The organism is Streptomyces sp. NPDC058470 (genome assembly GCF_042721055.1).
GTDB lineage: Bacteria > Actinomycetota > Actinomycetes > Streptomycetales > Streptomycetaceae > Streptomyces.
Genome location: NZ_JBHXMF010000039.1, coordinates 20,342 through 39,293, shown reverse-complemented (window position 1 = coordinate 39,293; position 18,952 = coordinate 20,342). Strand labels below are relative to the sequence as shown.

General features: G+C 70.5%; 18 protein-coding genes and 1 tRNA gene. 4 read left to right on the top strand and 15 right to left on the bottom strand.

Features of this window, described 5'->3' with window-relative positions; all coding sequences use genetic code 11:
* Positions 1-39 precede the first annotated feature (39 nt).
* On the bottom strand, positions 40-630 hold the full coding sequence (locus ACFWP7_RS26800) for a TetR/AcrR family transcriptional regulator (protein ID WP_384385841.1): 591 nt from the start codon (positions 628-630) through the stop codon (positions 40-42).
* Between the two features lie 274 nt (positions 631-904).
* Between ACFWP7_RS26800 and ACFWP7_RS26795 the strand changes: the two genes are divergently transcribed.
* The gene (locus ACFWP7_RS26795) at positions 905-4,213 is read left to right on the top strand and encodes a S41 family peptidase (RefSeq protein WP_384385985.1); all 3,309 of its coding nucleotides are present in this window, start codon (positions 905-907) and stop codon (positions 4,211-4,213) included.
* A gap of 74 nt (positions 4,214-4,287) precedes the next feature.
* Here ACFWP7_RS26795 and ACFWP7_RS26790 read toward each other — a convergent pair whose 3' ends face one another.
* The 4 genes from ACFWP7_RS26790 to ACFWP7_RS26775 form a co-directional block, all read right to left on the bottom strand.
* Positions 4,288-4,503: a hypothetical protein gene (locus ACFWP7_RS26790; protein ID WP_384385838.1), complete on the bottom strand. Its 216-nt coding sequence runs from the start codon at positions 4,501-4,503 to the stop codon at positions 4,288-4,290.
* A gap of 121 nt (positions 4,504-4,624) precedes the next feature.
* On the bottom strand, positions 4,625-5,503 hold the full coding sequence (locus ACFWP7_RS26785; RefSeq protein ID WP_384385835.1) for an SDR family oxidoreductase: 879 nt from the start codon (positions 5,501-5,503) through the stop codon (positions 4,625-4,627).
* Positions 5,500-6,543, bottom strand: a complete 1,044-nt coding sequence (locus tag ACFWP7_RS26780) for an alpha/beta fold hydrolase (protein ID WP_384385832.1) — start codon at positions 6,541-6,543, stop codon at positions 5,500-5,502. Before ACFWP7_RS26780 ends, ACFWP7_RS26785 begins: the two co-directional genes overlap by 4 nt.
* Positions 6,540-8,057, bottom strand: a complete 1,518-nt coding sequence (locus tag ACFWP7_RS26775) for a flavin-containing monooxygenase (RefSeq protein ID WP_384385829.1) — start codon at positions 8,055-8,057, stop codon at positions 6,540-6,542. The genes ACFWP7_RS26780 and ACFWP7_RS26775 overlap by 4 nt, the downstream gene beginning before the upstream one ends.
* Before the next feature lie 154 nt (positions 8,058-8,211).
* Between ACFWP7_RS26775 and ACFWP7_RS26770 the strand changes: the two genes are divergently transcribed.
* Positions 8,212-8,838, top strand: a complete 627-nt coding sequence (locus ACFWP7_RS26770) for a MerR family transcriptional regulator (protein ID WP_384385982.1) — start codon at positions 8,212-8,214, stop codon at positions 8,836-8,838.
* 108 nt (positions 8,839-8,946) lie between these two features.
* On the opposite strand, the gene ACFWP7_RS26765 is transcribed toward ACFWP7_RS26770, so the two are convergent.
* Positions 8,947-9,750 carry an exodeoxyribonuclease III gene (locus ACFWP7_RS26765; RefSeq protein WP_384385826.1) on the bottom strand — a complete coding sequence of 268 codons (804 nt, stop codon included), beginning with the start codon at positions 9,748-9,750 and terminating at the stop codon, positions 8,947-8,949.
* A 58-nt stretch (positions 9,751-9,808) separates the two neighbouring features.
* Between ACFWP7_RS26765 and ACFWP7_RS26760 the strand changes: the two genes are divergently transcribed.
* Positions 9,809-10,294, top strand: coding sequence for a GNAT family N-acetyltransferase (locus ACFWP7_RS26760; RefSeq protein WP_384385824.1), 486 nt, complete (start codon positions 9,809-9,811; stop codon positions 10,292-10,294).
* A 132-nt stretch (positions 10,295-10,426) separates the two neighbouring features.
* Here ACFWP7_RS26760 and ACFWP7_RS26755 read toward each other — a convergent pair whose 3' ends face one another.
* Positions 10,427-10,696, bottom strand: a complete 270-nt coding sequence (locus ACFWP7_RS26755) for a cupin domain-containing protein (protein WP_384385821.1) — start codon at positions 10,694-10,696, stop codon at positions 10,427-10,429.
* 67 nt (positions 10,697-10,763) lie between these two features.
* Here ACFWP7_RS26755 and ACFWP7_RS26750 point away from each other — a divergent pair, with 67 nt between their 5' ends.
* Positions 10,764-10,997: a hypothetical protein gene (locus ACFWP7_RS26750; RefSeq protein WP_384385819.1), complete on the top strand. Its 234-nt coding sequence runs from the start codon at positions 10,764-10,766 to the stop codon at positions 10,995-10,997.
* 146 nt (positions 10,998-11,143) lie between these two features.
* Here ACFWP7_RS26750 and ACFWP7_RS26745 read toward each other — a convergent pair whose 3' ends face one another.
* The 8 genes from ACFWP7_RS26745 to galU form a co-directional block, all read right to left on the bottom strand.
* Positions 11,144-12,706, bottom strand: coding sequence for an FAD-dependent oxidoreductase (locus ACFWP7_RS26745; RefSeq protein WP_384385816.1), 1,563 nt, complete (start codon positions 12,704-12,706; stop codon positions 11,144-11,146).
* Between the two features lie 420 nt (positions 12,707-13,126).
* Positions 13,127-13,200 (bottom strand) — tRNA-Ala (locus ACFWP7_RS26740).
* A gap of 95 nt (positions 13,201-13,295) precedes the next feature.
* A complete protein-coding gene (glpR, locus tag ACFWP7_RS26735; RefSeq protein ID WP_384385813.1) occupies positions 13,296-14,651 on the bottom strand; it encodes a gephyrin-like molybdotransferase receptor GlpR in 1,356 nt (451 codons plus the stop codon).
* Between the two features lie 173 nt (positions 14,652-14,824).
* Entirely contained in the window at positions 14,825-15,559 is a 735-nt protein-coding gene (locus tag ACFWP7_RS26730) for a GNAT family N-acetyltransferase (protein WP_384385980.1), read from the bottom strand.
* Positions 15,556-16,071 carry a molybdenum cofactor biosynthesis protein B gene (locus tag ACFWP7_RS26725; protein WP_384385810.1) on the bottom strand — a complete coding sequence of 172 codons (516 nt, stop codon included), beginning with the start codon at positions 16,069-16,071 and terminating at the stop codon, positions 15,556-15,558. The genes ACFWP7_RS26730 and ACFWP7_RS26725 overlap by 4 nt, the downstream gene beginning before the upstream one ends.
* The gene (gene moaC / locus ACFWP7_RS26720) at positions 16,068-16,580 is read right to left on the bottom strand and encodes a cyclic pyranopterin monophosphate synthase MoaC (protein ID WP_384385808.1); all 513 of its coding nucleotides are present in this window, start codon (positions 16,578-16,580) and stop codon (positions 16,068-16,070) included. Before moaC ends, ACFWP7_RS26725 begins: the two co-directional genes overlap by 4 nt.
* Before the next feature lie 61 nt (positions 16,581-16,641).
* Positions 16,642-17,964: a gephyrin-like molybdotransferase Glp gene (glp, locus tag ACFWP7_RS26715; RefSeq protein WP_384385805.1), complete on the bottom strand. Its 1,323-nt coding sequence runs from the start codon at positions 17,962-17,964 to the stop codon at positions 16,642-16,644.
* A 4-nt stretch (positions 17,965-17,968) separates the two neighbouring features.
* The gene (galU, locus tag ACFWP7_RS26710; RefSeq protein ID WP_384385803.1) at positions 17,969-18,871 is read right to left on the bottom strand and encodes a UTP--glucose-1-phosphate uridylyltransferase GalU; all 903 of its coding nucleotides are present in this window, start codon (positions 18,869-18,871) and stop codon (positions 17,969-17,971) included.
* Between the last annotated feature and the right edge of the window lie 81 nt (positions 18,872-18,952).

Below are 18,952 nucleotides of genomic sequence, written 5' to 3'. Positions count from 1 at the left end.
CAGGTGCAACTACAGGGATTTGTAACAGGGTTGAGGAGGTCAGGCGCCGAGAGCAGGGAGGATCACGGCGTCGACATACGAGGTGAGGAAAGCCTGGGTCGGCGGAAGTTCGTCGATCAGTGTCCGGGCCGCGAAGCCACCGACCAGCATGTGCATCACGAAGTCGATCGCGGGGTTGTCCGGACGGACCTCGCCCCGCTCGATGGCACGTTGCAGCATGCGCCGAATCTCCGCCATCTCCGGCTCGATGAGCAGCTCCCGGAAGGCGCGCAGGAGATCGGGGTGCGTGTGTGTCGCCATGGCCAGTCCCCGCATCAACGCCGAGTTCTGTTCCATGTGACAGTCGTCCTCACGCACCACCATCGCGTGGAAGTCGCCCCGCAGGGACCCGGTGTCGGCGTAGGCGGAGAAGCCCCGCTTCTGGTGCCGCATCGCCCTGGCGACGAGCTCCGCCTTGCCGCCCCACTGGCGGTAGAGGGTGGCCTTGCTCGACTTGGTGCGGGCGGCGACGGCGTCCATCGTCAGGGCGTCGTAACCCACCTCCCGAAGCAGGTCGAGCACAGCCGCGTAGAGCTCGGCCTCACGCTCGGGCGTGATCCGACTGCGTCGCGCCGTTGCGGCTTCAGTCATCCCACTCACCTTCTCCTGCTCGGCGCACGGAGCGGGAGAGCTCCGGACGACACGGTTCTTACGTCTCTGAACATACCCCGAGAGCGAGCGAAACGAAACCGTTTCGTACGTGTCGTGTGTCACGGGTTCGTGGCTCAACCCCGCAACCGACCCCCGCGCACAAGTTGCCAAGGCCCTCCGAGCGGAAAAGCATAGGGAGGTGAGCGACACGTACGAGAACGATCCCAAGGACACGTACGAGAACGCGACCCCCGGGGAGAGCGCCCCCGGATACCTGCGCTTCCCGCACCTCAGTGGCGACCGGCTGTGCTTCGCGGCCGAGGACGACCTGTGGGTGGCCCCCCTCGAAGGACCGGGCCGCGCCTGGCGCCTCACCGTCGACCGTACCAAGATCGGCCACCCCCGCTTTTCCCCCGACGGCCGCCACATCGCCTACACGAGCTGGCGCAGCTTCGTCCCGGAGATCCATCTGGCGCCGGTGGACGGCGGTCCCGGCCGACAGCTCACCTACTGGGGCAGCGCCGACACCCAGGTCTGCGGCTGGTCACCCCCCGACAAGGACGGAAACAGCGACATCCTCGCCGTCGCCTCGCACGGCCAGCCCTTCTCCTACTTCACCTGGGCCTACAGCGTCCCCACCACCGGCGACCCCGGCGGCAAGCTCCCCTGGGGCCCGGTCTCCGACATCGCGGTCGCCGACATCGGCGGCGAGCGCCGGACCCTGCTGCTCACCGGCACCCCACCGCACGAGCCGGCCGCCTGGAAGCGCTACCGGGGCGGCGCCACGGGACGGCTCTGGCTGCACGGCAGGCGCCTCCTCGCCGACCTCGAAGGCCACCTCGACAGCCCCATGTTCGTCGGCGGCCGCATCGCCTTCCTCTCCGACCACGAGGGCGTCGGGAACCTGTACTCGTGCGCGTACGACGGCTCCGGCCTGCGCCGCCACACCGACCACGACGCGTACTACGCCCGGCACGCCTCCAGTGACGGCACCCGGGTCGTCTACCAGTGCGCGGGCGATCTGTGGATCGTCGACGACCTGTCCGTCGACTCGATTCCGCGTCGGCTCGATGTCCGGCTCGGCGGTCCGCGCGCGGGACGCCGTACGTACCAGGTGCCGGCCGCCCAGCACGTCGACAGCATCTCCGTGGACGAGACGGGCCGGGCGAGCGCCGTCGTCGTACGCGGCAGCCTCTACTGGCTCACCCACCGCGACGGCCCCGCGCGCACCATCGCGGACACCCCGGGCGTACGGGTCCGGCTCCCCGAGATGCTCGGCTCCGGCGGCCAGGTCGCCTACGTCACCGACGCGGAGGGCGAGGACGCCGTCGAGATCGCCTACCTCCCGCGCGCGAGCGGCGAACGCGAACCTCGCCGCCTCGCCACCGGCGAACTGGGCCGCGTACAGGAACTGGTGTCCGACCCACAGGGCGAGCGCCTCGCGATCGCGTCGAACGACGGGCGGCTGCTGCTCCTGGACGCGTCCGAGGAATCGAACGGCGAGGTCACCGAGGTCATCCGGTCCATCAACGGACCGGTGCGCGATCTCGCCTTCTCGCCGGACGGGGCCTGGCTGACCTGGGCGCACCCCGGGATCGGCCGCTCCCTGCGCCAGATCAAGATGGCGCGAATCTCCCCGAAGGGACAAGGGGACCGTCTGATCGTCGACGTCACCAACGGCCGCTTCGAGGACGAGAATCCGGTGTTCACGCGGGACGGCCGCTATCTGGCCTTTCTGTCGTGGCGGGGCTTCGACCCGGTGTACGACGTCCACACCGGGGACCTCTCCTTCCCGCTCGGCTGCCGTCCCTACCTGGTACCTCTGTCGTCCGCGACCCCCTCCCCCTTCGCGCTCAACCCCGACGGGCGGCCGGTCGCGGGAGGCCTGGACCCGGTCGAGGACGACGCGGGCGACGGCTCCACGGTGACCGTCGAGATCGAGGGCCTGGAGAGCCGGGTGACGCCGTTCCCGGTCACCGCATCCAAGTACTCGGCGCTCTACCCGGTCGCGGGCGGCGGCCTGGTCTGGCTGCGCTGGCCGATCTCGGGCGCGCTCGGCGAGACCTTCGCCAACCCCGACGACACCTCCGGCCAACCCACCCTCGAGTACTTCAACATCGCCAAGGCGAAGAAGTCCGAACTCGTCGACCATCTCGACTGGTTCGCGGTGAGCGGCGACGGCAGCCGGCTCGTCGTGGTCGACGAGGGCGACCTGCGCGCCGTCCCCTCCACCGAGTCCGGCGACGGCGACTCCACGGTCTGGATCGACCTGCGCCGCATCCTGCACGAGGCCGATCCACCCGCAGAGTGGCGCCAGGCGTACGAGGAGGCGGGCCGCATCATCCGCGCGTACTTCTGGGAGCCACACATGTGCGGCATCGACTGGGACGCGGTGCTCGCGCAGTACCGCCCGCTGGTCGAACGGGTCGCTTCCCCCGACGAGTTCGCGGATCTGCTCCGCGAGGTGCTCGGCGAACTGGGCACCTCGCACGCGTACGTCTCCGCCGCCCGCCGCAATGAGGGCCCGGCCCACTACCAGCGCCTGCAGGGTCTCCTCGGCGCCAACCTCGTCCGACGGGACGGGAGTTGGATGCTCAAGCGGATCCTGCCCGGCGACTCCTCGGACTCCAAGGCCCGTTCACCGCTGGCCGGCACGGGGATCCGCGAGGGCGCGATGCTGACCCACGTCGACGGACGGCCGGTGGACCCGCTCACGGGCCCGTATCCGTTGCTGGCGGGGGCGGGCGGTACGACGGTGGAGCTGACGTTCACACCGGCGGAGTCCACGTCGGCCGGGTCCAAGTCGGTGCGGTCCACGTCGGCTGAGTCCACGTCGGTGCGGGGCGAGGGACGGTCGCGTCGGGTCGCGGTGGTCCCGCTCATCGACGAGCGGCCGCTGCGCTACCAGGACTGGGTGGCCAAACGCCGGGACGTCGTACGGGAGTTGAGCGGCGGGCGCTGCGGCTACCTGCACATCCCCGACATGGGCGGCTCGGGCTGGGCCCAGTTCAACCGCGACCTGCGCCTTGAGGTGTCCCGGCCCGCGCTCATCGTCGACGTACGCGGCAACGCGGGCGGCCACATCAGCGAGCTGGTCGTCGAGAAGCTGACCCGCAGGATCCTGGGCTGGGACCTGACACGCAACGCCCAGCCGGTGTCGTACGCCTCCAGCGCCCCGCGCGGTCCGGTGGTGGCATTGGCGGACGAAGCGACCTCGTCCGACGGCGACATGATCACCGCCGCGTTCAAGCTGCTGAAGCTGGGGCCGGTCGTCGGCCAGCGCACCTGGGGCGGAGTCGTCGGCATGACCGGCCGGCACCGCCTCGGCGACGGGACGGTGATCACGGTCCCGATGAACGCCGCCTGGTTCGACGCGTACGGCTGGTCCATCGAGAACAAGGGCGTCTGCCCGGACCTGGAGATCCTCCGCACACCGCTGGACTGGGCGGAGGGCCGCCACGCTCAACTCGACGACGCCGTCCAACTCGCCCTGGACCTGCTGAATACGCAGCCGGCGGCCTCCCCGCCGGACTACTCGAACGTGCCGGACCGGACGAGGCCGAAGCTGCCGCCGCGAAGCTGAACGCAAGGGCGGGGCGCCCTCGTTGAGGAGAGCGCCCCACTCAAGTACTGCTCGTGCGGCTCAACGACCGGACGTCAGACGTCGTAGTCCTGGTCGAAGCGGTCCTGAGCCTCCTGCTGCATGCGGTCCGTGCCCCGCTCGCCACGGTCCTGCTCGTCGCGCTCGCGGTCCCGCCGACCGGGCTCAGGCTGCTGCGAGGAACGCTCGCTCGCCTCGTCCTGGTTCTCGCTCATCTTCTTCTTGGCCCGCTGCTTCATCTCTTCGCCCTTGTCCTGGAACTGGTCCTTCATACCCATGAGTTTTCACTCCCGTTTGTGGGTGAGGGGGTCAAGCCTCGACCAGACTTACACGGGGGAACAAAGCGCGCATTTCGATCAATAACTCACGGTGAGTGCGGCCAGGAACCCCAGGTCAGGCGCCCTGTCGTTCCTCCTCGTCCGCCACCCCGCCCGCACCCACAAGTCCCCTGCCCACGCCCTTGAGCCGTGGCTCGAACCGCCGCATCTCACGCTCCCCGACCGCCGCGATGATCCCGGGGAGGTAACCGCGGATGCCCTGCGTCCCCCGCAGCCACCACTGCGCGTACACATGACTCGACCGCCGCTCGATCCCGGCGACGATCCGGTCGACGGCAGGACCCAGCGGATACGTCTTGTTGGCCGGCCACGGAAGCCGCTGCCGCAGTTCGCGCATCACGTCGTCCCGGTCGGCCCCGCGCACCATGTCGGTGTCCGTCCACGACAGGTAACCGACCCCGACCCGCACTCCCTTGTACCCGACCTCGGACCGCAGACTGTGCGCGTACGCCTCCACACCCGACTTGGACGCGCAGTACGCGGTCATCATCGGCGCCGGAGTGATCGCGGCGAGCGAGGCGATCTGGAGCAGATAACCGCGGCTCTCCATCAGTACCGGCAGGAAGGCGCGAGCCGTCACCGCCGAACCGATGAGGTTGACCTCGATCACGCGCCGCCAGGCGACCGGGTCGGACTCCAGGAAGGGCCCGCCGTTGGCCACCCCGGCGTTCGCGACGACGATGTCCACCTTCCCGAACCGCTCCTTCACCTCCCCGGCGACCCGCGCCATCGCCTCGTGGTCGGTGACATCGGCGTACCAGTGACCGCTCTCGCTGTGCAGCCGCTCCGAGACCTGCTTCAGCTCGTCCGCCTCCAGACCGACGAGCGCGACCTTCGCCCCGCGCGCGGAGAGCTTGCGGGCGAGGAGTTCGCCAATTCCCCGCGCGGCCCCCGTGACGACCGCGACCTGCCCTTCAAGGCTCACCCTGCTCATGCGCCCTCCTTGATCTGTGCGGTCGGTGCTGCTTGGACGGTCGGTGCTGCTTGTGCGGTCGGCGTGCCTTCTGCTGTCGGCGTTCCCTCCGCGGTCGGCGTTCCCTCTGCAGTCGGCGTTCCTTTTGCGGTCTGCGTCGGCGCTGCGTACGTGGTGACGAGTTCGCGTATCCGCCCGGTCACCAGCTCGGGCGCCTCCACCGGCGTCATGTGCCCGAGTCCGGCGAGTTCGGTGATCCCGACGCAGTTGGGCAGCGCGGCGACCAGGGCGCGCGCGTGCACGGCCGGCGTCATCCGGTCCGCCGTACCCGCCAGCACGGCGGTCGGCGCCACCAACTCCCTTACGCCGCCGTCGAGATCGAGCCGGTCGAGCACGACCGACCAGGCGTACCGCACCCGCCGCGGACACGCGTGCACGATCCGCGCGCAGGCCTCGACCATGCCCGGCGACGAACCGGCGCCCATGGTCGCGTACTTGAGCATCCGCCCTGCGAACGGCGTGACCGGCCCGAGCGGGGCCCGCGAACCGAGGAGCGACCGGGTGATACGGGTCCGCAGCCGCCCGGCGCGCAACGGCACCACCCGAGACTCGGCGACCAGCCTCGAACTGCCGGTGCTGCACAGCAGCACAGCCGCCGCGTGCTCCCGCAGACGCGGCCGCGCCGAGGCCGCCATCAGCGTCATCCCGCCCATGGAGTGCCCCACCAGTACGGCCTTCTCGCCCGGCGTGAGCGTGGCCGCGAGCACCGCCTCCAGGTCGTCGGCGAGCGCGTCCGTACCGCACGCGTCGCTCGCGGAGCTGCGCCCGTGCCCGCGCTGGTCGTACGCGATGACCCGGTGGTCGGCGGCGAGATCGCGGATCTGCGCCGCCCAGAAGGCGGTTGAGCAGGTCCAGCCGTGTACGAGGACGACGGCGGGGGCGCCCTCCGCCCCGTGCACTTCGACGTGCAGCCGCGACCCGTCGGCGGAGACGGCGGTGAGCTCGCGCGCGGGAACGGGCGGGGCGTAGGGCCCGTGCGCCACATGCATGAGCCGGCTCACGCTCCGGCCTCCACGGTCTTCTTGCTCGTGCTTTCCGTGCGCGGCCCGGTCGCCCGCAGCACCTCGTACTCCGCCAGATCGATACGCCGCGTCGCCCTGCGGAACTCGGTCGTGGTCCCCGGCCAGATGGTCGTGTTGACCCCGTTGGCGTCGAGGTACCAGCTGTCGCAGCCGCCGCTGTTCCAGACCGTGCGCTTCATACGCCCCTGGACCTCGCGGTTCCAGGCGTCCACGGCGTGGGGGCGCGCTTCGAGGGCCGCCCTCCCGCCGAGAACGTCCAACTGCCGTACGAAGTCGGCCATGTAGTTCAGCTGGGACTCGATCATCAGGATCATGCTGGAGTTCCCGAGCCCGGTGTTGGGCCCGACGATCGTCAGCCAGTTGGGGAAGCCTGCGGCGGCGCTGCCGCGCAGCGACTTCATGCCGTCCTTCCAGGACTCGGCGAGCGTCCGGCCGTCCGCGCCGACGACCCGGTCGGCGATCGGCATGTCGGTGACGTGGAATCCGGTACCGAAGACGATCGCGTCGACCTCGGCCTCGCTGCCGTCGGCCGCGACGAGGGTGGAGCCCCTGATCTCGCTGAGGCCGCCCACCACGTCCACGTTGGACTGGGCGAGCGCCGGATAGTAGGTGTTGGAGAGCAGGATCCGCTTGCAGCCGATGCGGTAGTCCGGGGTCAGCCGGGCACGCAGACCGGGGTCCTTGATGGCGCGGGCGATGTTGCGCTTGGCCAACCGCTCCACCATCCCCAGCTCGTCGGGCCGCTTGGTGAACGCCTGGACCTGCAACTCCCGGATCCCCCACAGCAGTCCGCGCCTGGCCTGCGCCGTGAACGGCAACTGCCGGTGCAGCCACCGCTCGACGCCGCTGATGGCCCGGTCGACGCGCGGCATCACCCACGGCGGGGTGCGCTGGAAGAGCGTGAGGTGCGCGACCTCCGGCTGGATGGCCGGCACGATCTGAATGGCCGAGGCGCCCGTGCCGATCATGGCGACGCGCTTGCCGCGCAGGTCGTAGTCGTGGTCCCAGCGGGCGGAGTGGAAGACCTTGCCGGGGAAGGTGTCGATCCCCGCGATGTCCGGGACCTTGGGGTCGGACAGCGCCCCGGTGGCGGACACGACGACGTCGGCGGTGAGGAATCCACCACTGGTCTCGATCCTCCACCACAGCTTCTCCGCGTCCCAGATCAGCGTCTTCACCTCGGAGTTGAGGCGAAGATGCGACCGCAGCCGGAAGACGTCCGCCACATGCTCCAGATAGGCCCGGATGTGCTCCTGCTCGGAGAAGGTGCGCGGCCAGTCGGGATGGGGCGCGAACGAGAACGAGTACAGATGGGACGGTACGTCGCAGGCGCACCCGGGATAGCTGTTGTCCCGCCAGATGCCGCCCACGCTGTCGGCCCGCTCCAGGACGACGAAATCGGTGACCCCTTCATGGCGGAGCCGCACGGCCGCCCCCAGCCCGCCGAACCCCGACCCGATCACCGCCACCCGCACATGCTCGTGCTCGGTCATCCCGAAGCCTCCCTGGCCGTACGACTCTGCCAGTGAACACTGGCACAATGGGGAGAGTAGGGCAGGCTCGTACTCATGGGTAGGGGTCGCGGCAGGGAAAGTTACCGACGGTACGACGTAGGGTGCGCTCGTGACGGAGAAGCGCGAGTACCGGATGGCGGAGCTGGCCAAGGAGGCCGGCATCACCGTGCGCACCCTGCGCTTCTACCGCGAACGCAAACTGATTCCGCCGCCCCGCCGCGAGGGCCGTATCGCCTGGTACGACAACACCCACCTGGCCCGCCTCCGCACGATCACGGCACTCCTGGAACGCGGCCACACCCTGAACGGCATCGCGGAACTGGCGGAAGCCTTCGACCACGGCCGCGACGTGGGTGCGCTGCTGGGCCTCGGCGAGCCCAGCGAGGAAACCCCGGTCCGCCTCTCCCCCGAGGAACTGGCCGACGTCTTCGCCGGCCAGGCCACCCCGGAGAACCTCGCCGCCTCCCTCGACCTCGGCTATCTCGGCACCGACGGCGGCGAGATCGTCCACATCAGCCGCCGCCTGCTCGACGCCTCCGCCGCTCTGGTCCGCGAGGGCATCCCCCTCGCCGACGTCCTGTCCACGGCCCGCCAGGTACGCGACCACGCAGACGCCCTGGCCGACCTCTTCATCCACCTGGTCCTCACCGCCAACCACACCCCGGCCGACCTCCAACGCCTACGCCCACTGGCGAAGACAGTGGTCGAGGCGGAGCTGTCGATGGCGATGGACAGACGGCTACGCGACCGCAAGGCGTAGTTCGATGGCCGGACTTCGAGGGCCGGAGTTCGAAGATCGCAGATCCAAGGCCGCAGGCCGCAGGCCGCAGGCCGCAGGCCGCAGGCCGCAGATCGAAGACCTACGCGGTCACAGCTGGTAGACCACCGTCACCGGCGCATGGTCCGACCACCGCTCCGGGTGCGTCGCCGCCCGCTCCACGAACCCCTTGACGGCCTTGTCCGCGAGCCCCGGCGTCGAGATCTGGTAGTCGATCCGCCAACCTGCGTCGCTATCGAACGCCCGCCCCCGGTAGGACCACCACGAGTACGGCCCCTCGACGTCCGGATGCAGCGCGCGCACGACATCGACGTACCCGCCGTCGGCCGCGTCGAAGACCCGCCCCAGCCACTCCCGCTCCTCGGGCAGGAACCCGGAGTTCTTCTTGTTGGCCCGCCAGTTCTTGAGGTCGGCCTCACGATGGGCGATGTTCCAGTCGCCGCACACGAGGACCTCACGCCCGTCGGCGGCGGCCCGCTCCCTGAGCCCCTTCAGGTAGGCGAGGAACTCCCCCATGAACCGGATCTTCTCGTCCTGCCGGTCGGTCCCGACCTCCCCCGAGGGCAGGTAGAGGCTGGCGACGGTGACACCGGGCAGGTCGGCCTCGACGTACCGCCCACTGGAGTCGAACTCCTCGGACCCGAACCCGACCCGCACCCGGTCGGGCTCGCGCCGCGTGTACAGGGAGACACCCGCGCGACCCTTGGCGGCGGCGGGCGCGTGCACGACGTGCCAGCCGTCGGGCGCGCGGACCTCGTCCGGCAGCTGCTGCGGCTCGGCCCGCACCTCCTGAAGGCACAGCACATCCGCGGAGGTCTCCGCGAGCCACTCCACGAAACCCTTCTTCGCGGCGGCCCGGAGTCCGTTCACGTTCACAGAGGTAATGGTCAGCACGCGAGCACGATACTTAATCCGTACGGCCCACCCTACGCATAGAAGTACGATGGTTCGCATGAATATCCGCCGGGTCCCCTTCGACCACCCCGACGCCGTCAAGCTCAACGACCAGGTGCAGGCCGAATACGCCGAGCGCTACGGCGACGAGGGCGATGTCACACCGCTCGACCCGAGGATGTTCGAGCCACCGCTCGGCCGGTATCTCCTCGCGTACGACGACCAGGACCGGCCGGTGGCCACGGGGGGCTGGCGCACCCAGGGCAAGAACGACAAGGGGTACGCGGACGGCGACGCCGAGCTCAAGCGCATGTACGTGATCCCCCAGGCCCGCGGCCTCGGCCTCGCCCGCCGCATCCTGGCCGCCCTGGAGACCGACGCCCGCACGGCCGGACGTACCCGCATGGTCCTGGAAACGGGCACCGAACAGCCCGAGGCGATAGCCCTCTACGAGTCGAGCGGCTACGAACCATGCACCAAGTTCGGCCACTACCGCGAGTCCCCCATGAGCCGCTGCTTCGCGAAGGCGTTGCGCGCGAAGTAGGCGTCGGCCACACAGAAGTCCCGCCCAGTTCAGTGAACTGGACGGGCTTTCAAGAACCGTTGCCGAGCAATCGTCACCCGAACCGTTGCTCCCCACGGGTTCGATGACCGGATTCCCATGACCGGAGTTCCCTCATTGGTCCCGACCCATCGTGACGACCGCGATGACGGCGTCCACGGGATACGGATTCCGCCAGTGGTGCGGGGTGCCCTGCTGGGCGAACGCCTGCCCCGCCGACAACTCCGCGGTTGTCCCGTCCTCCATCTCCAGCACGATCCGTCCGGAGAGGACGATCCCGACGTCGTGTGGTGCCTCCATGGCGAGTCGGGGCGCCGGCGCGGCGCACGACCGGTCCTGCTTCGAGGGCGCCTGTCCGGGTGCGTCGGCCAGGGGCGATTGCACCAGGAAAAGTGGCGTGACCTCGATACTTACGATTGGTATGTAGCGCCACGATAGGCAGGAGGCAACGATGGAGCCGGAGACAACAGCGGAGTCGGACGAGAAGAAGTACGGGTTCTCGCTGCTGCGATTCACCCTCATGCTCTGCGCCATCGCGATCGCCCACTTCGCGACCGCCGTCGCCTTCGGCCACTCGGTCACGAACGCGCTGGCAACCCTGGCCGAGGACACGGCCCTGCTCATCGCCGTGGTCTCGGCGGGCGCCTACGTCAGGTCCAGGATGCGACGGAGAGCGCAGAGCTGAGCGGCTCCGGCCGTATCTCCACCAACCGCCATGCGGGGCGAGCTGATGTACGACGCCCCGAACACGTATGGGTTCGCGAAGGGTTGCCCGGACGGCCGGGGCTGCGGGGGGCCCGAGCCCCGGCCCCCCGCCCTCCGGGCGGCGGATCAGCCCGCCGCCACCGCGCCTTCCGGCACCCCGAACGACTCCCCCAGCGCCTCCGCCAGCCCGTCCGTCGAGGCCGAGGGCTGCGCCCCCGCGTCGGCCGCCCAGGCCGTGAAGCCGTCCGGCCGGACCAGGACCGCCCCCAGTTCCGGGCGGGACGGGCAGCCGGCCGTCACGATGTCGACGCGCCCGGCGTACCCCGCGGTGCGGGCCCTCACCTCCGGGTCGTCGGCGAGGTCCAGCAGGAGCGCCCGGCCGCCGTGGAGGTGGTCCGCCAGCCGGCTGCCGTCGGCGAGTTCGAGGTCCGGGGCGCTGCGGCCGATCAGCGGGTGGTCGCCCGGCAGCTCGTAGCGCACCCCGGCACCGGAGAGCCGCGCGACGAAGTACGTGGTGCCCGCGACCGTCTCCGTCAGATCGCTGACGATCTTCCGCAGGGCCCGCGACTGCGGGTCCGGGCGCATGGCCGCGATCTGGGACCGGGTCCAGTCCAGGACCCACGCCCCGACCGGGTGCCGCTCGGCGGTGTACGTGTCCAGCAGCCCCTCCGGCGCCCGGCCGCCGGTCACGGCGGCGAGCTTCCAGCCGAGGTTCATCGCGTCCCCGATGCCCAGGCTCAGCCCCTGGCTGCCGAACGCGGAGTGCACGTGCGCCGCGTCGCCCGCCAGCAGCACCCGGCCCTTGCGGTACTCGGTGACCTGGCGGGCGTGGTCGGTGAAGCGGGTCGCGGTCCGCACCTCGGTGATCGTGACGTCCACGCCGGAGACGTGGCGCAGCCGCGCCTGGAGGTCCTCGGCGGTGACCGGCGCCTCCCGGTCGGCCGGCGGCCCGCCGAACTCCACGGTGACGACGCGGCCCGGCATCGGCCCGTAGGCGTACACCCCGGTGTCCGTCGTGGTCCAGCCGACGTTCAGGTCCTCGGTCCCGGTCATCTCCACGACCGCCTGGTGACAGGTGGTCTCCGGATCCGTACCGGGGAAGTCGAACCCGGCAAGCTTGCGGACCATGCTGCGGCCGCCGTCGCAGCCCACGAGCCAGCCGGCGCGTATCGTCTCGCCGCTCGTCCGCACGGTGACGCCCCTGTCGTCCGCGTCGAAGCCCGTCAGCTCCGCTCCCCGGCGCACGTGGACGCCGACCTCGTCCGCCCGTACGGCGAGCAGCCGCTCGACGTCCTGCTGCGCCACGAAGCTGATCCCGGCGGCGGGTCCGGCGTCACCGAGGCCCGGCCCCGTGCGGTCGACCAGGTCGGCGCGCAGCATGATCCCGGCGAAGTGCCCGACGAACCTGAGCCCCTGGTCGGGGGCCCCGTCCCCGTCCTCGTCGTTCCGTTCGCGCAGGAACGCCCGGAAGCGGTCCATCGTCTGCCGCTGCACCTCTGCCAGCGCGGGCAGCATGCCCCGGCGGTAGAGCGCCTCGGCGCTGGGCGTGGTGATCGCCGCGCCCTTGATCGTCGGGTCTGCTTCGGTGAGGCGTTCCAGGACGGCCACCCGCGCGCCCCCGAGCCGGAGCTCACAGGCCAGCATCAGTCCGACCGGGCCGCCTCCGGCCACCACTACGTCATAGTCCATGGCGCTCACTATGAACGACCGGGTGACGGCCCTCTTCACCGCCCTGACCAGCCACAACAGGCCCCCCGGCGTCAAGGGGTGCGGCCTCGCAGGGACAGGTCGGCGGGCGGTCCGGCGCCCCGGTGCGGGCATGGCTCGAGAGAGGGCCGCAGGACGCGATGTCCCAGCCGGGGCACCTCGCCTGGGAACAGACCCCCTCGCAGGCATCCGTCGGCAACGGCTCCGACATGGCCCCCCGCACCCGAACCACCCCTGGCCTCAAGTCACCACCCCCAGAGCAACCGCTCGCGGCCTCACACGCGTTGGGACATCACCTCGAACAAACCCCGGAAACACAAAGATCCCGCCCGATCGGAACGATCGGACGGGATCTCGTCAACTACCCCTGAGCGAACTCAGGAACAGTCGGGAATGCTGCGGTGGACCTGTGGGGATTTGAACCCCAGACCCCCTCGATGCGAACGAGGTGCGCTACCAGACTGCGCCACAGGCCCTTGCAACGAGAGAAACTCTAGCATCCCCATAAGGGTGCCCGGAAATCCGTTCCTGGCTGGTCAGCCGGTGGCGCCGAGGGGCCGTCACGGCAGCCTCACTCGTTGGCTGCGCGCGGCCGTTCCCCGTCCTCGTACTGGTCGAACAGCGGGGTGCGACCGCGCTCGCGGGCGCGCCGTGCGGACGCGGCGCGACGGGCGTCGCTGCGTCCGCCGTCGGTACCATCCGCGCCGTCGACACCCCCGTCGTCCTCGCAGTCCTCCTCGGCGACCCGCTCCGCGTCGGACGCGCTCGGCTCGACGGCGCTGGACCGCGCCGAGCTCCACGCGTCCGGTCCCCCGAGGTCGACACTGGATGTGGCCCGGGGCGCGACCGGAGCGGTCACATACGTCGGAAGCGGAACCGGCACCGGATCCCAGCTGTCGCCCCGGCCGGGGCCGCGCTGGCGCTCGCGCTGCTGATCCACCCACTCCGCGTGGTCGGTCTGCTCGACCAGCGCGCGGCGGTCGGCGGCGAGCGCGGAGAGACCGGGGTCGGTCTCCGGCTCGGGTCCGTCGTCCGGCTCGTCGGCCCCGTGGTCGACGCTCGGCCGACGCCGCGGCTGCCGTTCCCGCAGCCGCTGCGCCGCGGCCTCGGCCCGGCGCCGGTCCATCGTGTAGGTGAAGCGGCGCTTCTCCTGGGCACGCAGATACACGATGTACCCGCTCAACATCACCGCCGGTACGCCGGGTGCCCACAGGAAGGCGAGCCCCCCGACGGCCGCCACGATCGCGCCGAGCGTGAAGGCGAGGAAGAGCATCACCGTCGTACGCCGTCGGCGCGCGAGCACCTTCGAGCGCCGGGCGCGCGCCGCGGCCTCCGCCGAAGCAGCACGCCGCGCGGCAGGGGTCTGCCGGGACATGGGCTTGGGCTCGGAGGTGGGCCGTGCCGACTGCTTCGGCGCGGGTCTGGTCGACTGCTGCGGTACGGGCCTGGAGGCGGCCGGCGCCGAGTGCGCGCCGCGCGCCGGTTCCTGCGCCGTGTGCGCCGGTGTCCCGTGCTGGGTTCCGGGCCTGCCCGCGCTCTGATGCGTCGACTCCGACTCCGGCTGGACGGGAGGCTGCGTCTGAACCCGCTCCCGTACCTGCGGCCGGGACTGTGCCTGCGCGTGCGCCTGCGGCCGGTGCTGAGCCGGCGGTGGGGTCGGAGGCATGGCGAAGGCCCGGACGTCCACCGAGTCGGTGACGCCGGACGTATCGGCGCTGGGCTCCCCCTCTTCGGTGGAGCGCGCCCGCAGGTCCTTGGCGTATCGGCGCTCCATCCCCGCCCGTCCGGACAGCAGCCGGATGGCGGTGCTGAAGCGTTCCGTCGGACGGGCTTCGTTCAGCTCGTCCTGCCTACGGAGCCACATCGGCACCAAGTAGGCGGCCCAGGCCCCGACGATGACTGCGTAGATGAGGCCGCTGCTGCTCACGCCTCACACGGTAGAGGGGTTTGCGTGAGGCCATCTGCCAATTGAGTCGGTGTGTCGCACGATCTGGCTGATATTTCGAGCTTTTTTTGTGACCGATGCGATCAGCTGGCCGCCGGGACCGCGAATTTAATGCCCCGAGACGATCGCCTGGCGATCAATTTCGAACACCTATTTCATTTACTGGCGTTGCCGGGCTTGCTCGGATTCTGCACACCCGTCTGCCCGGGTCGCACCTGCTCGTGCCCTGCCTGACCCGGCCTGGTCTGGTCCAATCGCGCCTGTTCGGAACGTGCCCGCTCCGCGCGCGCCCGCTGCCAGCGCCCGAGCAAGCCCTCCGGGACCTCTTCGGCGGTGAGCGCGAAGACGAGATGGTCGCGCCATGCTCCGTCGATGTGAAGATAACGTGGACGAAGGCCTTCCTCGCGGAATCCGAGTTTCTCCACGACTCTGCGGCTGGGCCCGTTCTCGGGGCGAATACAGACTTCGATGCGGTGCAGTCCGACGGTGCGGAAGCAGTGGTCGGTCACAAGTGCCACCGCTGTCGGCATCACTCCGCGCCCCGCCACCGACTGGTCGACCCAGTAGCCGATGTGCCCGGAGCACATCGAGCCCCAGGTGATCCCGGCGACGGTCAACTGCCCGACGAGCCGTCCCTGGTACTCGATCACGAAGGGCAGCATCCGGCCCGCGTTGGCCTCGGCGCGCAGGTGCCGGACCATCTGCCGGTAGGTCGGCCGGTGCGCGATCGGACCGCTGGGCGTGGGTGGCGGAATGGTCGCCTCCCAGGGCCGCAACCAGTCCCGGTTGCGCCGGTTGACCTCACGCCAGGTCCGCTGGTCGCGCACCTTTATCGGCCGGAGGACGACATCGCCTTCCACCAGCTCGACGGGCCAGGATGGGGTGTTCAGCGCACACCCCCGCTGTCGCTGGGTCTGGGATGGTCGCCGCCGCGGATCTGGTCCACGGCGTGGGTCAACAGAGGTTCCAGGACGGCCAGTCCGTCCTTCACCCCACCGGAGGAACCCGGCAGGTTGACGATCAGCGTCCCTCCCGCGACTCCGGCGAGCCCCCGGGACAGCGCCGCCGTCGGCACCTTCTCCCTGCCGAACGCTCTGATGGCCTCGGGAATCCCCGGGATCTCGTGGTCGAGAACGCGGCGCGTGGCCTCCGGGGTCCGGTCGGTGGGCGAGATACCGGTGCCGCCGGTGGTGACGATGACGTCGTACCCGGCGTCCACACCGGCGCGCAGCGCGGCCTCGACGGGGTCCCCGTCCGCGACGACCCGAGGGCCGTCCACCTCGAAGCCGTACGAGGCCAGCCCCGCGGCGATCAGGGGTCCGCCCCTGTCCTCATAGACCCCTGCGGCGGCCCGGTTGGACGCGGTGACCACCAGGGCTCGGTACGACGGTGGGGCCGTCATTCCCGGCTCCAGTCACCCGACTTGCCGCCCGTCTTCTCCTCCACGCGTACGTCCGTGATGACCGCCCTCTTGTCGACCGCTTTGACCATGTCGATCACGGTGAGGGCCGCCACACTGACCGCGGTGAGGGCTTCCATCTCGACGCCCGTGCGGTCCGTGGTCTTCACGGTGGCGAGGATCTCGACGGCGTCGTCCGTGACCGACAGATCAAGTTTGACACCGGACACCGACAACGGGTGGCACAGCGGGATCAGGTCCGGCGTGCGCTTGGCGCCCATGATGCCGGCGATGCGTGCGGTCGCGAGGGCGTCGCCCTTGGGGACGCCCTCACCACGCAGCAGCTCGATGACACGGGGTGAGACCAGGACGCGGCCGCTGGCACGGGCGGTGCGCGCGGTCACGTCCTTGCCGGACACGTCGACCATGCGGGCGGCGCCCACCTCGTCGATGTGCGTGAGCCGGTCCTGTACAGGGGGTCCGGGGGTCTCCCCCCGGAATGGAACTGTCATGTGCTGCGGCGCTCCCGGTCGGGCCTGTGGTGCGCGACACGGTACCGCCAACCCGGGGCGCTCAGCCGAGCAGGACCACGTCGACCTCGGCGCCGGGTTCGACCGAGGTGTCGTTCTCGGGGACGACGATCAGGGCATCGGCCTGTGCGAGGGCCGCGACCAGGTGCGATCCGGCGCCTCCGACGGGCGTCACCCGGCCGTCCGCATACGTCCCCCGCAGGAACTGTCTGCGTCCCGCGGGCGAGGTCAGTGCCTTGTCGGTCGCGACGACTGCCCGCACCGTCGGGCGGTGGATGTCCTTCAGGCCCATCAGGGTGCGGATCGCGGGGCGCACGAAGAGTTCGAAGGAGACGTACGAGGACACAGGGTTGCCCGGGAGCGCGAGCAGCGGGGTGTGGTCGGGGCCGATGGTGCCGAAGCCCTGGGGTTTGCCAGGCTGCATGGCGAGCTTGCGGAACTCGATGCCGCTGCCCTCCTCGTCCTCGTCGCCGACGGAGGAGAGGGCTTCCTTGACGACGTCGTACGCGCCGACGCTCACCCCGCCCGTGGTGACCAGCAGGTCCGCTCGGATGAGCTGGTCCTCGATGGTGGCGCGGAGTGTCTCGGCGTCGTCGGCGACCGCGCCGACCCGGTAGGCGATGGCTCCGGCGTCGCGGGCGGCGGCGCAGAGGGCGAAGCTGTTGGAGTCGTAGATCTGGCCGGTGCCCAACTCCTCGTCGGGCTGGATGAGTTCACTGCCGGTGGACATGACGACCACGCGGGCGCGGGGGCGCACGCGTACGGTGCCGCGGCCGATCGCGGCGAGCAGGCCGATCTGCGGCGGGCCGAGGACCGTGCCGGCGTCGAGGGCGCGGTCGCCGGCCTTCACGTCGCTGCCCTTGGCGCGCACGTGCGCGCGTGCATGGGCCGGGCGGTGGACCTGCACCTGCCCGAAGGCGCCCTCGGGGGCCGCGCTGTGGGCCCGCATCCCGGAGACCGGGCCCTCGCCCAGGCCGCCGTCGGTCCACTCCACGGGGACGACGGCCTCGGCGCCGGGCGGTAGCGGGGCGCCGGTCATGATGCGGGCGGCCTGGCCGGGGCCCACGTGGAGCAGCTCGGCCTGGCCCGCCGCGACATCGCCGACGACCGTCAGAACGGCCGGGAACTCCTCGCTCGCGCCCGCGACATCCGCGACCCGCACCGCGTACCCGTCCATCGAGCTGTTGTCGAACGGTGGCAGGGAGACCGGCACCGTGACGTCCTCGACCAGGACGCAGCCCTGGGCGTCGAGGAGTTGCAGCTCGATGGGTTCGAGGGGGCGCACGGTCGCGAGGATGTCCTCCAGGTGTTCGGTCACCGACCAGATGTGGTCCTGGCCGGTGACACGGGTCGCGGCGGTGCTCAAATCGCTACATCTCCTCGGCTACGTAACTGCGAAGCCAGGTCCGGAAGTCCGGGCCCAGGTCTTCACGTTCGCATGCGAGTCTGACAATGGCACGCAGGTAGTCGCCGCGGTCGCCGGTGTCATAGCGGCGGCCACGGAAGACGACGCCGTGCACGGGGCCGCCGACCTTCTCGTCGTCGGCCAGTTGCTGGAGGGCGTCGGTGAGCTGGATCTCGCCGCCGCGGCCCGGCTCGGTCTGGCGCAGTATCTCGAAGACGTGCGGGTCCAGGACGTAACGTCCGATGATCGCGTAGTTGCTGGGCGCGTCGGCCGGGTCCGGCTTCTCGACCAGGCCCGTCACCTTCACGAGGTCGTCCTCGCCGGTGGTCTCGACGGCGGCGCATCCGTAGAGGTGGATCTGCTCGGGGGCGACCTCCATGAGCGCGATGACGCTGCCGCCGTGCTGCTCCTGGACCTCGACCATGCGCGCGAGCAGGGGGTCGCGCGGGTCGATCAGGTCGTCGCCGAGGAGCACCGCGAAGGGCTCATGGCCGACGTGCGGGGCCGCGCACAGGACGGCGTGGCCAAGTCCCTTGGGGTCTCCCTGACGCACGTAGTGCATGGTGGCGAGGTCGCTGGACTCCTGGACCCTGGCGAGCCGGTCGGCGTCGCCCTTCTTCTGGAGGGCCGATTCGAGCTCGTAGTTGCGGTCGAAGTGGTCCTCAAGAGGGCGCTTGTTGCGACCTGTGATCATCAGAACGTCGTCAAGACCCGCTGCCGCGGCCTCTTCGACCACGTACTGGATCGCCGGCTTGTCGACGACCGGCAGCATCTCCTTGGGGGTGGCCTTGGTGGCCGGCAGGAACCGGGTACCGAGGCCTGCTGCGGGGATGACAGCCTTGGTGATCCTGGGGTGTGACTCAGTCATGCCCGAACCATATCCGGTGGCTATGTTGAGAATCTGTGGCTCCGGTTAATTTGTTCTCATATGAGCCCATTGCGAAGCTGC

What these genes read in the sequence shown, in the direction of transcription:
- ACFWP7_RS26745 (WP_384385816.1), bottom strand. Translation starts at nt 12,706, where the DNA reads ATGGACTATGACGTAGTGGTGGCCGGAGGCGGCCCGGTCGGACTGATG.
- ACFWP7_RS26775 (WP_384385829.1), bottom strand. Translation starts at nt 8,057, where the DNA reads ATGACCGAGCACGAGCATGTGCGGGTGGCGGTGATCGGGTCGGGGTTC.
- ACFWP7_RS26760 (WP_384385824.1), top strand. Translation starts at nt 9,809, where the DNA reads ATGAATATCCGCCGGGTCCCCTTCGACCACCCCGACGCCGTCAAGCTC.
- ACFWP7_RS26770 (WP_384385982.1), top strand. Translation starts at nt 8,212, where the DNA reads ATGGCGGAGCTGGCCAAGGAGGCCGGCATCACCGTGCGCACCCTGCGC.
- ACFWP7_RS26800 (WP_384385841.1), bottom strand. Translation starts at nt 630, where the DNA reads ATGACTGAAGCCGCAACGGCGCGACGCAGTCGGATCACGCCCGAGCGT.
- moaC (WP_384385808.1), bottom strand. Translation starts at nt 16,580, where the DNA reads ATGACAGTTCCATTCCGGGGGGAGACCCCCGGACCCCCTGTACAGGAC.
- ACFWP7_RS26725 (WP_384385810.1), bottom strand. Translation starts at nt 16,071, where the DNA reads ATGACGGCCCCACCGTCGTACCGAGCCCTGGTGGTCACCGCGTCCAAC.
- ACFWP7_RS26750 (WP_384385819.1), top strand. Translation starts at nt 10,764, where the DNA reads ATGGAGCCGGAGACAACAGCGGAGTCGGACGAGAAGAAGTACGGGTTC.
- ACFWP7_RS26785 (WP_384385835.1), bottom strand. Translation starts at nt 5,503, where the DNA reads ATGAGCAGGGTGAGCCTTGAAGGGCAGGTCGCGGTCGTCACGGGGGCC.
- ACFWP7_RS26790 (WP_384385838.1), bottom strand. Translation starts at nt 4,503, where the DNA reads ATGAAGGACCAGTTCCAGGACAAGGGCGAAGAGATGAAGCAGCGGGCC.
- galU (WP_384385803.1), bottom strand. Translation starts at nt 18,871, where the DNA reads ATGACTGAGTCACACCCCAGGATCACCAAGGCTGTCATCCCCGCAGCA.